The following is a 14,577-nucleotide window of genomic DNA, read 5'->3' as shown; positions in this document are numbered from 1 at the left end:
GGGCAGTTCAGGATGTAGGCATGGTAATGCCGTGCTTAATGACTGGCAAGCTGCCCTAGTACACGTCGCGCAGATAACGGCCCTGATCGCTGAGCTGATCCAGCTGGTCTTCACCCAGCACGTCGAGCAAGGTCTGATGCACTTCGCCCGCCATGCCCTGCAGGCTGCCGCAGACCAGGATTGCAGCACCTTGCTCCATCCAGTCAGCCAATAGTGCAGCACGTTCGCGTAAAGCATGCTGTACATAGCGGCGTTCTGCCTGGTCGCGCGAAAAACACAGATCCAGTTCCGGTAGCCATCCCTGTGCCTGCCAGTCGAGAATGTCGGACTGGTGGAAAAAATCCTTGCTGCGCTGACGTTCGCCAAAAATCAGCCAGTTCTGTCGCTGACCGGTGGCGACGCGTTGTTTCAGATGCGCGCGCAAACCGGCCAGACCAGTGCCATTGCCGATCAGGATCAGGCGCTCTGCGCCTGGAGTATGGAATTGCGGATTGCTGCGTATGCGCAGCTGTATGGTTTGCCCGATTTCTGCATAGGCGGTCAGCCAGCCCGAACCCAGACCCAGGCTGCCGTCATCCTTTTGCAATTGCCTGACCAGCAGTTCCAGTCCGCCATCGCCGGGCAGCGAGGAAATAGAGTATTCACGGTGTGGTAAAGGGGGGGCATCTGCACCGCTGATCGCCAGTCCCGGTGCGGGCTGCGGGCCGATTTCAGCAATATCGCCAGCCTTCCAGCCTATCGTGTCACCAGCTTCACCATCTTCACCAGCCGGTGGCGTGAGCCTCAGATGAAATACCGGACTGCCCTGGCTATCCGGGTTCAGGCATTGACGTTGCTGCAGCGTCCAGTGTTGGTAGTCAGGGGTACTCCAGTCGGCCAGCTCCGTGTGGCCGCTGAGTTGGCCCAGATAATGCTGCCAGTGCCGTAAGGCGGCTTCATCGCCATTATCGACTTCAATCAGGTCGCATAAAGGCGTGGCTCCCCGATGCGCAAACCAGTGCGCCAGCTGATGACCAAATGCACAGTAATGGCTGTAGTGACGATCACCGAGTGCCAGCAGGCCAATTTGTAAGTGTTGCAGATCCAGTTGTTGCGGCAGCAGCTTACGGCAAAACTGATCGGCGTTATCCGGTGCATCGCCTTCACCGGTGGTGCTGACGATCAGCAGCAGACGCCGCGTCTGCTGCAACAGCGCAGGCGTCAGCTGGTTCAGGCTCAGGATCTGGCTGGGCAGTCCGGCTTGCTGCAAATGTTCTGCCGTCTTCTGAGCCAGACTGAATGCAAAGCCAGTCTGACTCGCGTAGCCGATCAGGATGCGTTCCTCATGGCCTGCGGCATCGCTGCTGTGTTGCTGCCGTCGTTCGGCCAGCCAGGGACTGATCCAGCTGGCCCAGCACAGGCTCAGATAGCTGCCTGCAATTAGCGCCACACTGAGTGGACGTGGCGCTGCCTGACTCAGTGCCAGCGCACCGGCCACACCGCTGGCCAGACTGAGGCGTCCGGCACTGAAGAGTTGCTTAGGAAATTTCATTATGTATCCAGCATGGCCTGCATGGTGCGACTGAGGCGCACTTGCAGCCCGCTTGCGGACTGGCACATGAGGCAACAGGCAATCTGATGGCTGTCCGCATAGTCCAGCGCAGCCTGCTCACCCATGACGGTGAAGGCGGTAGCCAGTGCGTCCGCGATCATGCATTCCTTGTGTAAAACGGTGACCGAGACCAGATTATTATCGACCGGATAACCGTTGCGCGGGTCCAGGGTATGCGAATACTGGCGTCCATCCTGTTCAAAAAACTGACGGTAACTGCCCGATGTTGCGATGGCTAAGCCATGCAGAGCGACCAGCCCGTCCCAGTTCATCGGTGTCGGGGATTGTGCATGAACGGGTGGTGTTTCTATACGCACCCACCATGGCATGTGATCTGGCTTGATGCCAAAGCCGCGCAGTTCGCCGCCCACTTCCACCAGGTAGCTGGGGATAGCATGCCGCTCCAGAAACGCAGCTACCTGATCGACTGCAAAACCTTTCGCAATCGATGACAGATCGAGGCTCAGGCCGCCTGGTTGCAGCAGTTCGCGACGTAGCCGGTTCAGTTGCAGGTCGCGCCAGCCAGGCTGGGTCAGCACTTCTGCAATGGCAGCTTCAGACGGACGGCGTGCTGGCTCATGGCGATTTTTTGCCGGGCCGAAGCCCCACAGATTGACCAACTTGCCTGCGGCCGGGTCATAGGCGCCTTCGGTTTGCCGTGCCAGATAAATGGCGTAATCCATCACAGTGCAAAACTCCGGAGCCAGCGTGCAGACACTGCCAGCCGTGGCCTGGTTAAAGCGCGATAAATCAGACCCGGCCTCCCAGTGGCTCATTTGCTGCACCACCAGATCGAGTTCCTGCTGTATCCCGTTTTGCCAGAACGCTGCCTGCTGTTGTGGGTGGCAGGCTGGCAAGTAAAACTGCACCTGCCAGCTGCAACCCATGCTGCTGCCTGACAGCTGCAACAAGCGCAGTGGTGCAGGCAGCGCCGGTGGTTCCGGCGCATCCAGGGGGATGAACACGAGTCTCATGTGCGGCTGTTTATTGCGGTAAGACTTCCAGTGTCACCACATAGCTGGAGACACGGCTCTTGGCCGGTGCTACCGTCGCTTTGTCGTCTTTCACCTCCGCTTCCAGCCATTGCAGGCCAGGCTGAGTCCAGCTCACACTGAATTGGCCATTGGCATCGGTGACATAGGTTTTGTCATTCAGCTTTTGACGGTAACGCGCACCACCGGGTATCACTTCCACACTCACGTTGGCAGCAGGTTTGCCGTCCAGCAGTAAGCGGAAGGTCGCGTTTTCACCGAACACCAGATCATTCGGATGCGTCACCGCGCTGAGTTCCAGACCTTTGCCGGAAATCTCCAGTGCTTTACCGCCTGGTTTGCCGTTAGTGACGATGGTTTCGACACGACCGCTACGCTGAGTCACTTGCAGATCAGTCACACCGGCCGGGATTTCTTTAGCAAAAGCCTCGGCACTGCCGCGCCAGCGTTTAGGCTGACCATTTTCTTTGTAGGAGGCGAACAGACCATCGCTAAAAGTACCGATTTTATAGGTGCCAGTTTGTTTGAGCTGTACATCAAAGCTGCTGCGGAAACGGCCGCTATAGCTATTTTCCGGTGTTAGTTTGCTGCCATCCGGGGCAGTGATTTGCAGATTATCGAGCTTCAGTGCCACGTGGTCGAATTCAAACACATTGGTGGCAGCTGCAGCATCGAAACTGACCCAGGGCGCATTACCGGATACCACGGTGGAGGTCGGTACCAGGAAAGTGCGGTGCGCCTGAGCAGACAGGCTGGCACAGGCCAGCAGTGTGAATGCACTCAATTGACGTAAGGTGATCATGTGCCAGCTCCTCAGGATTTGATGTTAATGCTGATGGCGCCCAGTTCATGGTTGCCCTGCGCTTTGAAATTGACTTCTTTGCCTTGCCATTGGAACGGGACTTTCACGACTTCACGGCCACCGCCTTCACGCGCTGCTTCGACCAGCAGGTTGTAGTCACCGGCAGGTAACTTAGCCAGCGCGCCTTTGTCACTGGCAAAGCTCAGGCTGTGTTCGCCGGTGGTGCGGGTGGCACCGCTCAGGCCGTCAACCGGCATGTCCAGTTCACGTCCGCTGCGACGCCACCACTGGCGCAAATCCTTGAGCCATTTCGTGCCTTCATTATTGCGTTTTTTCAGGTCATACCAGACTGCCAGGTTGCCGGCGAAAGTCTGGTCCGGTTTTTCTATCCAGATCGCGACATAGGGTTTGTGGTATTCCGCCACATTCAGTTTTGGTACTTCGACCTTGACGGTCAGATCAGCCGCCTGGGCGACTAAGGCCTGGCTGCCCAGCAGGGCGGTGATCGCAAATGGACGTAAATTTGGACGCAAATTTTGCAGCGTAGCAGGAGAGAGAGAACGCATAGTTAACCTTGATAAACAAGTCAATAACAAGACTGCTGCACCATCACGGCTGGGGTGGATTTGTACCTGGCAATGTCAGGGTGCGGCTCAGATCGATCGTTAAACGCAGACTGCCGTTTAACGATCAAGCAGCCAGTCTAATGGATAAAAATAACTGCAAGCAGTAAAGGCGTGACCAGACCCAATGCCACATAAGGCCAGGTACCGCGCCGGTTGGCTGCGTGCATTTTCAACAAAAATAAACCGGTAATACAAAAAATCAGACAGGCCGCAGCAAACAGATCAATAAACCAGGTCCAGGCGCTGCCGGTATTGCGGCCCTTGTGTAAATCATTCAAATAGGAGACCCAGCCACGGTCAGTCAGTTCATATTCCACGGTACCACTGCCCAGATCGATGCGCAGCCAGGCATCGCCACCCGGGCGTGGCAGCGGTAAGTACAATTCTTCCGGTGACCATTCAGGCACGGCACGTGCACTGCGGGTATGGAATTCCTGATCCAGCCATTGCGTCACAGCGCCAGGCAGCGCGGCAGGCTCTTCGCTGCTCAGGCTGTGTAATTCAGCGCGCAAGGCAGCAGGCAAGCTGGCTGACAGCTGGGTCACTGTCGGATGCGCTTCAATCTGAGCGGAGTGATTCAGCGTAATCCCTGTAGCGGCAAACATGATCATCGCGACCAGGCAAATCGCAGAGCTGATCCAGTGCCATTGATGCAGATGACGCAGCCAGAATGCACGTTGTTGATGTGGGGAGCTGGAATTCGGCACTGAATACTTCCTGGGGTCTTAAATGATAATGATTCTCAATTATACATTGAGTTTTTCCAATTTCTCACAATAAATGAAAAACCTGTTTGCTGGGAATCAAATTGTTTAAATTTTGTAATCATGCAGTGGCCAGGACCTGTTTATTGTCTGCCTCGCTTAGTGGAAAGAAGTATTAACTAATTTGCTATTTTTTCTGGTTGCTCAATTCTTGCATGGTAAAATCGCGCCTCCTCTTTTATTCACCAGTTTAACCAGCTATGAATGTTGTGATACTCGCTGCCGGCATGGGCAAACGCATGCAATCTGCTTTACCAAAAGTCTTACATGCGGTCGCAGGCAAACCCTTGCTGCAACACGTGATCGACACGGCACGCAACCTCAATCCTGCTTCCATTTGCGTGATTTACGGCCATGGTGGTGAGCAGGTGCCCACTGCAGTGGCAGCGCCGGATCTGAAGTTCGCCAAACAGGAGCCACAGCTGGGCACCGGTCACGCAGTGGCGCAAGCCGCACCGGTACTGGATGATGCGCATCCTACCCTGGTCTTATACGGCGATGTGCCTTTGACCACGGCAACCAGTCTGCAACGCCTGATTGACGTGGCTGGCAATAACAAGCTGGCGATTTTGACCGCAGTGATGGCAGACCCAACTGGTCTGGGCCGTATCATTCGTGAAGATGGCAAGATAGTACGCATCGTAGAGCAAAAAGATGCGAATGCGGAAGAGCAGGCTGTTCGCGAAATCAATACCGGCATCATGATCGTACCCACGCCGCAATTAAGGCATTGGCTGACTACGCTGTCGAATAAGAATGCGCAGGGTGAATACTATCTGACGGATATCGTAGCCCGTGCCGTAGCGGACGGCGTTGAAGTCGTGTCGGCGCAGCCCGACGATGTGGTGGAAACGTATGGTGTCAACAGCAAGGTACAACTGGCTGAGTTAGAACGCAGCCACCAAGCACGCGTCGCCAGAAAATTGCTGGAACAGGGCGTCACCCTGCTCGATCCTGCCCGTATTGATGTGCGCGGCACGCTGACTTGCGGGCGTGACGTGAGTATCGATGTCGGCTGCATTTTTGAAGGTGAGGTTCATCTGGAAGATGGCGTAACGGTCGGTGCTTACAGCGTGATCCGCAATGCGCGTATCGCGGCAGCGACTCAGATCAAACCGTTTTGCCATATTGAAGAGGCCCAGGTTGGCGCGGCATCACAGATTGGCCCTTATGCACGTCTGCGCCCTGGTACTGAGCTGGGTGAAGATGTCCATATCGGTAACTTCGTGGAAGTTAAAAACAGCCAGATCGCCGCCCATTCCAAGGCTAACCACTTGGCATATGTAGGCGATGCCGATGTGGGTAGCCGCGTCAATATCGGTGCCGGTACCATCACCTGCAATTATGATGGTGCGAATAAATTCCGTACGACGATAGAAGATGACGCCTTTATCGGCAGCGATACCCAGTTGGTGGCACCCGTTCGTGTGGGCAAAGGCGCTACACTGGGTGCTGGCACTACACTCACCAAAGATGCGCCGGCTGGCAAACTGACCGTATCCCGTGCCCGTCAGCTGACGATCGAAAACTGGCAGCGTCCGGTCAAAATCAAGAAATAAGCACCACGCGAGTACGGCGCGGTCTTGCACCTGCAGATGCCAACACTTTACTGGCATCTGCAGCGATGAACATGCCATTCGACCACCTGCTGTGCAATATGGCGTCATCCCTGCGCAGGCAGGGATCCGGCATCTCTAGTCTGGAGTGAAATCTTGACTTTACGCCTTAGTTTCCCACCCCTGGTACACCGAGAAATGTCACTGGATTCCCGCCTGCGCGGGAATGACGGGAATCCTGCTCCAGTTACTTTTAAACAGGCTCCCTGATCCGACTTTAGCGCTTACTGGGCGTTTTTTACACAGATGAAAAATCTGCATCAGCACCACTTCTGTCTCTTGCCGCATTTATACTGAGCGATTCCGGAGAAGATGCATGTCAGTGACTACCCCTACCCAACTTTGTCTGCAAGGTGCGCGTGATACCTTGCCTATGCTGGTCGGCGCGATGCCGTTCGGTGTGATTTTTGGCACGTTGGCCGCTGCCAGCACCATGGCTCCGTGGCAGGGGCAATTGATGTCATTGTTGGTATATGCGGGTTCCAGCCAGTTTATTGCGATTGGCCTCGTGGCTGGGCATACCAGCATGTTGTTGATCTGGCTTACAACATTTTTTGTGAATTTGCGTCATATGCTGTATGCCGCCAGCCTGTTGCCACTGGTTGCCCATTTACCGTTACGCTGGCGCTTGTTGCTCGGCGCCTTGCTCACCGATGAAACGTTTGCCGTGGTATCCGCACGTTTGCAGCAGTCAGACCGATCAGCAACGCCTTCCAGTCTGCGTCATTTGCATTGGTATTTTCTGGGGTCGGGACTGGCGATGTATCTGAATTGGCAATTATGGACACTGGTGGGTTTAGGCTTCGGCAGTGCGTTTCCACAGATGCAAAACTGGGGGCTGGACTTCGCCATGGTGGCGACTTTTATCGCGATCATTGTTCCGCAACTGCGCCGCTTTCCCTACCTGGCGGCCGCATTGGCGGCTGGCAGTCTGTCCTATTTGCTGCAGCATTTACCGTATAAGTCCGGCTTATTAATTGCTGTCGTATCTGGCGTTTGTGTTGGCATGCTGGCCAGCCGCCCTGGCGCTACACAGGGAGAAACAGCATGAATTACACCTGGATGGTAATTGGTATGGCGGCGGTCACGCTGTTTGTGAAAGCGGTATTTTTTGTGTTGGGCGACCGGATAGCTTTTCCATTGTGGCTGAGTCGCGCGCTGGCATTTGTGCCAGTGACTGTGCTCACCGCGATTATTGTGCCTATGATTTTGTCGCCTCACGGCAACGGTTTGGAAATTCATCTGGAAAATCCGCAGTTATTGGCTAGTCTGGTTGCGGTGGTAGTCAGTTTGTTAAGTAACAGGCAACTCCTCACCATCGCCAGTGGGCTGACTGCATTTTTCATGTTGCAGTATTTCTTCCTGCATTGAGCCTGTACACGATGTATTGAGGCTGGCTTACCACAGAGTCGGCGTAACGTTGAGTTTTCAGGCTTACGGGCGCCGCCAGAAAGGCAATTGAAAGCTTGCGGTCCGTAGCATGGGAGTGGTGACATGGCAGCCATGTCACCTCAGAATCATAATGACCAGGAGATCCATGATGAAAAAATTACTCAGCGCCTCCGCGCTGTTATGCCTTGCGGCCGCAGGCCAGGCGCAGGCGCAGACCAATGTCAGTATTTACGGCCTGATCGACGCTAATGTGTCTTACAACAACGCGGGCGATGCAAATGGCGGCAAGCAGTTCAAAGTGAATAGCGGTGGTATGAATACCTCGCGCTTTGGCTTCCGTGGCACTGAAGACCTGGGCAATGGTCTCAAGGCTGTATTCCAGCTCGAAGGTGGCGTCATTCTCGATACTGGTGCTTCCGATGGCGACTTGTTCGGACGTCAGGCTAATGTTGGCTTGCAAGGTGACTTTGGCCGTATCGTTGGCGGCCGCTCGTACAGCACCAGCTACGATTTCATCCTGCCTTTTGATCCTATGGGTTATGCGCCGCAATATTCCTGGGCGACTTCCGCTGGTGCGACGGGTGGCCGTAAAGATGGATTGCTGACCACCGCTTCCAATTTACTCAAGTATCAGTACGATGGTCAGGGTTACAAACTTGGTGCCACCTATGCCTTCGGTGAAACCGCCGGTAACACCAGTGCGGGTGCCAAGTATGTGCTGGGTGCCAGTGCCTTTGATGGCCCATGGGCTGTAGTGGGTACGTATGAGCAAAATAATGCAGCGCTGGCAGCGAATGGCCAGTACGACCAGTCAAAAGCATTTCAGCTGGCCGGTACGTATTCGGTCGGTGACGTTAAAACCTTCCTGGGCTATCGTAACTATAAAAAATCTCTGGCCAGCGGCGCTGCGGAACAGCAGTCCGATATGTTGTGGCTGGGCGTCAGCTATGGTTTTGCCCCGAACTGGAATCTGACCGGTGCTTATTACACCCAGAACATCAAGAATGTGGCGGCAGGTAAGGATGCAGATCCGAGCTTGTTATCGCTGCGTTTGAAGTATGCATTTTCCAAACGTACCGATCTGTATGTGGCCGCTGGCTACGCCAAAGCGAAGAATGGTCAACTGACCGGTGTTTCTCGTGATGATGCCGGCTTTGCCAATTCCCAGTCTTCTGGGACGGTGGGTATCCAGCACCGTTTCTGACCGAGGTGAATATCAGCAGGTGGCGCGTAATCGCGTGACCAACATGCCGGGTGCAGTTTTGCCCGGCATTTTTTATTGAGGACGGACTTCTTTTTTCAGGGCTGCCAGCGCGATTTTATCGACCATAGCTGGTGCGATCAGGCGTAACCAGCGACCTAGCTTGCCTTTGGCGGTCATCACCACTTCGCGCTGATTCTGCTCCATCGCATGTATGATTTGATACGCGCACTCTTCCACGGGCATGGCCTGTTCTTCTTTCAGTCCGCTGCTGCCAGCCGCTTCACCGGCTGCATTGTAGCCATGGTAGCGGATGCGGGTGGCGACTACACCAGGATAGGCCAGCGTAACCTGCACACCAGCCTCCTGCACTTCCGTGCGCAGGCTTTCAAAAAAACCGTTCATGGCAAATTTACTCGCGCTGTACGCGGTACGCCCCGGCACGCCGACCAGACCAGCGAGCGAAGACACCGCGACGATCTTTCCTTTCGATTCTTTCAGATAGGGCAGGGCGGCATGGGTGCACCAGACGCTACCCCAGAAATTCACCCGCATCAATTCCTGATACCAGCCCAGGTTGTCGACCTCAGAAAATAAAGCCTGTGCGGATTTACCCGCATTGTTGATCAGGATATCGATGCCGCCAAAACTCTCTACTGCCTCGCGTATCAGTCGCCGGCAATCAGATTCCACGCTGACATCCGTTCTGACCATCAAGCAGACACTACCGAAACGTTTGCACACATCCGCGACCGCACGTAAGCCCACTTCGTTTCTGGCAGCCAGTACCAGGGCGAGTCCAAGCTTATATTTAGCGGCCAATTGTTTTGCCATTTCCGCGCCTATGCCATCCGATGCGCCGGTGATCACTACCACCAAATGCTGTTGATTACTCATAATTGATCATTTCCATCTATGTGATTACCAAAAGACCACAGGAGTATCCAAAGCTTTGGGTAATAATAGCTTGCCAACTTTTGCCTGTTGCGCCAACTTCGCCTGATGTATCCATCATTGTTTGAGGGTACTGAGTCAGCAATACAGTCGCTGGAAAGAGGCTACAAAGATGCGTTAAATATAACAGTTAATGCACGTCAGCTCTTAGGAATGCGACGTTTCACCTCATGAAATTTCGTTGATTAATGTTAAATGTTGCAGTTTCGTATGAACCGCGATGCGGAATAGGACAACGCTGCGGATACAGGTAGTGACAGACTTCGTACCGTTTGTTGCAGGTAGGGAAGATTGTTCGGTTTTGCCTTACCATTTTTTTTCTCCGGTGCTATTCTGGCAGGTGTCAGAGTGTGTGAGCGCTGTAAAACGCGCATAGAATCAATTCCGACAGGCTCTGATCTGGCATGCCATCTCGTTTGAATGGAGTCTGCATCATGCTGAAACGGCGCATATTTTTCATGCTCCCCCTGATCTTGCTTTCCGCTTGCTGGGATAGTGTCGCCTATGCGGCGTGTAGCCGGAAAATTCAGGTGCCGCTGGCACAGGCCGGTTTAAGTGTGATCGGCAGTGGAAGCGTGATCGACGGCATTTACCCTGAAATTTTGGATAGCATGGCAGCCAAAGATGGTTGCCAGTTCGAGATGCGCATCGTACCCAGAGCGCGGATGGAACTCTTATTCGAAAATGGTCAGGCTGATTTATTGATTCCTGCTATCCGTACCAGTCGCCGCGATGAATTCGGCATTTTTGTTCCTTTGGTGTATACCAGAGCCACGCTGATTTCTATTAATCCAAATCGCCCACCCATCACCAGTTTGCAGGAATTGCTGGAACAAAAGCAGTTGAAACTGGCGGTGGTGCGTGGCTATGATTATGGCGATGCCTATCAGCAATTGTTGCAGGATATGCAAAAAGCAGGACGACTGATTGTGGAGTCCGATCCGGTTTCGGTGGCGCGTATTATGCGTTCAGGTGCGGCCGACATCACCCTGATCGCGCCCTATATTTTTACCGGTACAGTCCAGATCGACAAACGGGTGGACGATATTATTGACAAATTACGTTATGAACCCGTGGCTGAAATTGGCTGGGCGGATAGTGGTGTTTACTTGTCTAAGAAATCATTGACAGCTGAAGATCGTGCTACGTTGCAGAGTCTGTTTGAAAATGCGGCAAAATCCGGTATGGTGTGGAAAGGTTTTCAACGTTATTACAAAACTGAAGTGCTGAAAGAGGGGAGTCGGCCGCGCTAAGCCCAGTGCGCCATCATCAGCAATATGGTGGAGTGCGTGTCAGGAGAAAGATTTGTCCAAGGTTTATTTTGTCAGGCTTGCACTGTACAGTTCCGCGCTGGCTACTATGGTGTTTGCGGCTGGCGTGCAGGCGGCTGAGTGTAGCCGGAATATGCAGGTGCCGATGGCAGCATCGGGCTTAAGTGTCGTTGCTAACGGCGACTTAATCAGTGGTGTTTACCCTGAAATGCTGAATCAGCTAAGCCTTAAAAATAAGTGCCACTTTGAGTTAAGTATTGTGCCGCGTGCGCGCCAGGAAGCCTTGTTTGAAGCAGGCCAGTCCGATTTGCTGATCCCGGCAGTACGTACTCAAAAGCGTGACCAGTCCGGCACTTTTATTCCCTTGATACAGAACCGCCCTATGCTGATCTCGCTCAGACACAGCGGTGCTGCGCTCAGTCGTTTGACTGAGATATTCTTGGTGAAAGACGCTAAAGTGGTGTTGGTCCGTGGCTTTGACTACGGTCCCGCATATCAGGCTTTTGCCCGTAAGTTGGAAGCGCAGGGGAAACTGATGTTTGAAGCCGATGTGTTTTCTGTCGCCCGTACTTTAAAGTCTGGTGCCGCCCGCTATACCATCATGGAACCTTCTGTGATCGCAGGTGCAATCGAAGCCGATATGCGATTGAGCGAATTACACGATCAATTGAATTTTGAAGCCGTACCGGAATTGCCCTGGAGTGAAAACGGCGTTTATCTGTCTAAGAAAACTTTATCGAAGACTGATGCGCAAACGCTGGGGCAGTTATTTGAGCAGGTGCAGCAACAGCAACTGGTGTGGAAAGGTTTACAGCGTTACTACCGCAAAGAAGTCATTGCCGACAGCATACGCCCCCTCAAATAAGCAGCTTCAAACACGATTTAATCCAGCGTTATGCGGGTATCAAACTTACTGCGGTGCATGGAGAAAAAGCTGCGCACATTGCGTATATTACTCTGCGTGGCAAACAGGCGATGTGCCAGCGCGTGATAGGCTGGCATGTCAGCCACTAGTATGATCAGCACAAAATCCGGACCCGGCGACACCCGGTAGCACTGCTGTACCGCTATCTCGCCCGCCATTAATTGTTCAAACTTCTGCATCTCTTCGCTGTTTTGGCGATCCAGTGTGATCTCAACGATGGCAGTCAGCTGACTGGCCAGCCGTTCAGGATTCAGTAAAGCGACCTGGCGCGCAATCACCCCATCGTCCGTCAATTTTCTGACCCGGCGCAGACAGGTAGGTGGTGAGGCATGTACCCTGGCGGCCAGTTCATGATTCGTCAGGCTAGCATCTTGCTGTAATTGCGACAAAATTCTTTTGTCCAGATCATCAAGTGCATCCATAAAATGAAATATCCTTCCAAAAATACTTAATTATTGAAATTTATGGTTATATGTATTCGATAGTTTCATTATATTTCAAAAGTAATTAAATTTTGAAATATAAATTCATGGTCTCTCGATTAGGATAGCAACATCTTAATTTTTCTCTGTGAGGCCATTATGTGCGGTATCGTCGGTGCAGTAGCTCAACGTAATATCACTCCCGTATTGCTTGAAGGTTTGAAGCGGCTGGAATACCGCGGCTACGATTCTTGTGGCGTGGCCTTGCATGTCAACGGTGAATTGCAGCGTTCACGCAGTACTTCGCGCGTTGCTGAGTTGCAGGCGCAGGTCGATCAGACCGGTCTGGCTGGCTTTACCGGCATTGCCCACACCCGCTGGGCCACGCATGGCGTACCATCTTCCGCGAATGCCCATCCGCATTTTTCGCGCGAACGTATCGCACTGGTGCATAACGGCATTATCGAAAACCATGAAGAACTGCGCGCCGAACTGAGCGCACTCGGCTATGTGTTTGAAAGCCAGACCGATACCGAAGTGATCGCGCATCTGGTCGATCATCTGTATCAGGGCGATTTGTTTGAAACTGTGAAGTTAGCCGTCAAACGCCTGGTGGGTGCTTATGCGATCGGCGTATTCTGCCGTGATGAACCGCACCGCGTAGTCGGTGCCCGCCATGGCTCACCGCTGATCGTTGGCGTTGGTGAAGGTGAAAACTTCCTCGCTTCCGATGCCATGGCACTGGCCGGTGTGACCGATCAGATTATCTATCTGGAAGAAGGCGACGTCGTAGACCTGCAATTACAGCGTTACTGGATCGTGGATATCGAAGGCAAGGACGTGCAACGTGAAGTGCGCACCGTACACGCACACAGCGGCGCCGCAGAACTGGGCCCGTATCGCCACTACATGCAGAAAGAAATTTTCGAACAACCACGCGCCATCAGCGATACGCTGGAAGGCATGACCAATATCATGCCTGAGCTGTTTGGTGACAAGGCATTTGAAGTCTTCAAAAAGATAGACTCGGTGTTGATCCTGGCTTGCGGCACCAGCTACTATGCAGGCTCCACCGCGAAATACTGGCTGGAATCTATCGCTAAAATTCCGGTCAGCGTAGAGATCGCCAGCGAATACCGCTACCGCGACAGCGTGCCAAATCCAAATACCCTGGTTGTCACCATTTCCCAAAGTGGCGAAACCGCTGACACCATCGCCGCGCTCAAACATGCACGCAGCCTGGGCATGGAACACACACTGACCATCTGCAATGTCTCCACCAGTGCCATGGTGCGTGAATGTGTACTGTCCTACATCACCCACGCCGGTGTCGAAGTCGGGGTGGCATCGACCAAGGCCTTCACGACCCAGCTGGTCGCCTTGTTCCTGCTGACGCTGACCCTGGCGCAGTCCAAAGGCCGTCTGAGTGCAGAAGATGAAGCCGCGCATATCAAGGCGCTGCGCCATTTGCCATCCGCAGTCAGCGCCGTGCTGGCGCTGGAGCCGCAAATCATTTCCTGGGCTGAGCAATTTGCTGCCAAAGAAAACGCCTTATTCCTGGGCCGTGGCCTGCATTATCCAATCGCACTCGAAGGCGCGCTCAAGCTCAAAGAAATTTCTTACATCCACGCTGAAGCCTATCCGGCCGGTGAATTGAAACATGGCCCGCTGGCGCTGGTCACCAAAGAAATGCCAGTCGTGACCGTCGCACCGAATGACGCGCTGATTGAAAAACTCAAATCCAATCTGCAGGAAGTCCGCGCACGTGGCGGTGAATTGTTTGTATTCGCGGATGCCGATTCCCACATCACCTCCAGCGAAGGCGTACACGTCATCCGCTTGCCAGAACACTACGGCCAGCTGTCCGCTATCTTGCACGTCGTACCACTGCAATTACTCGCCTACCACACCGCCCTGGCCCGCGGCACCGACGTCGACAAGCCACGTAATTTGGCCAAGAGTGTCACGGTGGAGTAATTGCTTGTGCTGGATTTTTGACCAGCGTAAATAAAGTTGGTCGG

The 14,577-nt window shown here is 53.6% G+C and carries 14 protein-coding genes; 7 read left to right on the top strand and 7 right to left on the bottom strand.

Going from position 1 to position 14,577, the window contains the following annotated elements:
• Positions 1-55: 55 nt before the first annotated feature.
• The 5 genes from H8K47_RS00190 to H8K47_RS00170 all read right to left on the bottom strand — a co-directional run bounded on the left by H8K47_RS00190 (position 56) and on the right by H8K47_RS00170 (position 4,718).
• Positions 56-1,531 carry a sulfite reductase subunit alpha gene (locus H8K47_RS00190; protein ID WP_186879420.1) on the bottom strand — a complete coding sequence of 492 codons (1,476 nt, stop codon included), beginning with the start codon at positions 1,529-1,531 and terminating at the stop codon, positions 56-58.
• A complete protein-coding gene (locus tag H8K47_RS00185) occupies positions 1,531-2,565 on the bottom strand; it encodes an FAD:protein FMN transferase (protein WP_186879419.1) in 1,035 nt (344 codons plus the stop codon). Before H8K47_RS00185 ends, H8K47_RS00190 begins: the two co-directional genes overlap by 1 nt.
• 10 nt (positions 2,566-2,575) lie before the next feature.
• Complete coding sequence (locus tag H8K47_RS00180) at positions 2,576-3,385, bottom strand: DUF4198 domain-containing protein (RefSeq protein WP_186879418.1); 810 nt, start codon at positions 3,383-3,385, stop codon at positions 2,576-2,578.
• An 11-nt stretch (positions 3,386-3,396) separates the two neighbouring features.
• Positions 3,397-3,951, bottom strand: a complete 555-nt coding sequence (locus H8K47_RS00175; RefSeq protein ID WP_186879417.1) for a DUF2271 domain-containing protein — start codon at positions 3,949-3,951, stop codon at positions 3,397-3,399.
• Positions 3,952-4,088: 137 nt separating this feature from the next.
• Complete coding sequence (locus tag H8K47_RS00170; protein WP_186879416.1) at positions 4,089-4,718, bottom strand: PepSY-associated TM helix domain-containing protein; 630 nt, start codon at positions 4,716-4,718, stop codon at positions 4,089-4,091.
• Between the two features lie 257 nt (positions 4,719-4,975).
• Here H8K47_RS00170 and glmU point away from each other — a divergent pair, with 257 nt between their 5' ends.
• The 4 genes from glmU (at position 4,976) to H8K47_RS00150 (ending at position 8,987) form a co-directional block, all read left to right on the top strand.
• Positions 4,976-6,334 carry a bifunctional UDP-N-acetylglucosamine diphosphorylase/glucosamine-1-phosphate N-acetyltransferase GlmU gene (gene glmU / locus H8K47_RS00165; RefSeq protein WP_186879415.1) on the top strand — a complete coding sequence of 453 codons (1,359 nt, stop codon included), beginning with the start codon at positions 4,976-4,978 and terminating at the stop codon, positions 6,332-6,334.
• Between the two features lie 373 nt (positions 6,335-6,707).
• Positions 6,708-7,442, top strand: a complete 735-nt coding sequence (locus H8K47_RS00160; RefSeq protein ID WP_186879414.1) for an AzlC family ABC transporter permease — start codon at positions 6,708-6,710, stop codon at positions 7,440-7,442.
• A complete protein-coding gene (locus H8K47_RS00155; RefSeq protein WP_186879413.1) occupies positions 7,439-7,762 on the top strand; it encodes an AzlD domain-containing protein in 324 nt (107 codons plus the stop codon). Before H8K47_RS00160 ends, H8K47_RS00155 begins: the two co-directional genes overlap by 4 nt.
• A gap of 169 nt (positions 7,763-7,931) precedes the next feature.
• Positions 7,932-8,987, top strand: a complete 1,056-nt coding sequence (locus H8K47_RS00150; RefSeq protein WP_408057812.1) for a porin — start codon at positions 7,932-7,934, stop codon at positions 8,985-8,987.
• A gap of 72 nt (positions 8,988-9,059) precedes the next feature.
• Here the strand turns inward: H8K47_RS00150 and H8K47_RS00145 are convergent, their stop codons facing one another.
• Positions 9,060-9,881, bottom strand: coding sequence for an SDR family oxidoreductase (locus tag H8K47_RS00145; protein WP_186879411.1), 822 nt, complete (start codon positions 9,879-9,881; stop codon positions 9,060-9,062).
• 515 nt (positions 9,882-10,396) lie between these two features.
• On the opposite strand from H8K47_RS00145, the gene H8K47_RS00140 reads away from it, so the two are divergent.
• Together H8K47_RS00140 and H8K47_RS00135 are read left to right on the top strand one after the other, a co-directional pair.
• Positions 10,397-11,191 (top strand): substrate-binding periplasmic protein, encoded by a 795-nt coding sequence (locus H8K47_RS00140; protein ID WP_186879410.1) that lies wholly within the window; start codon positions 10,397-10,399, stop codon positions 11,189-11,191.
• 52 nt (positions 11,192-11,243) lie between these two features.
• Positions 11,244-12,074, top strand: coding sequence for a hypothetical protein (locus H8K47_RS00135; RefSeq protein ID WP_186879409.1), 831 nt, complete (start codon positions 11,244-11,246; stop codon positions 12,072-12,074).
• A gap of 17 nt (positions 12,075-12,091) precedes the next feature.
• On the opposite strand, the gene H8K47_RS00130 is transcribed toward H8K47_RS00135, so the two are convergent.
• Positions 12,092-12,556, bottom strand: a complete 465-nt coding sequence (locus H8K47_RS00130) for an Lrp/AsnC family transcriptional regulator (protein WP_186879408.1) — start codon at positions 12,554-12,556, stop codon at positions 12,092-12,094.
• A 159-nt stretch (positions 12,557-12,715) separates the two neighbouring features.
• On the opposite strand from H8K47_RS00130, the gene glmS reads away from it, so the two are divergent.
• Complete coding sequence (gene glmS, locus H8K47_RS00125; RefSeq protein WP_186879407.1) at positions 12,716-14,533, top strand: glutamine--fructose-6-phosphate transaminase (isomerizing); 1,818 nt, start codon at positions 12,716-12,718, stop codon at positions 14,531-14,533.
• The last annotated feature ends 44 nt before the right edge of the window (positions 14,534-14,577 follow it).

This window comes from Cognatundibacterium rugosum (assembly GCF_014284365.1).
Lineage (GTDB): Bacteria > Pseudomonadota > Gammaproteobacteria > Burkholderiales > Burkholderiaceae_D > Undibacterium > Undibacterium rugosum.
This window is presented reverse-complemented; position numbering and strand designations above follow the sequence as displayed.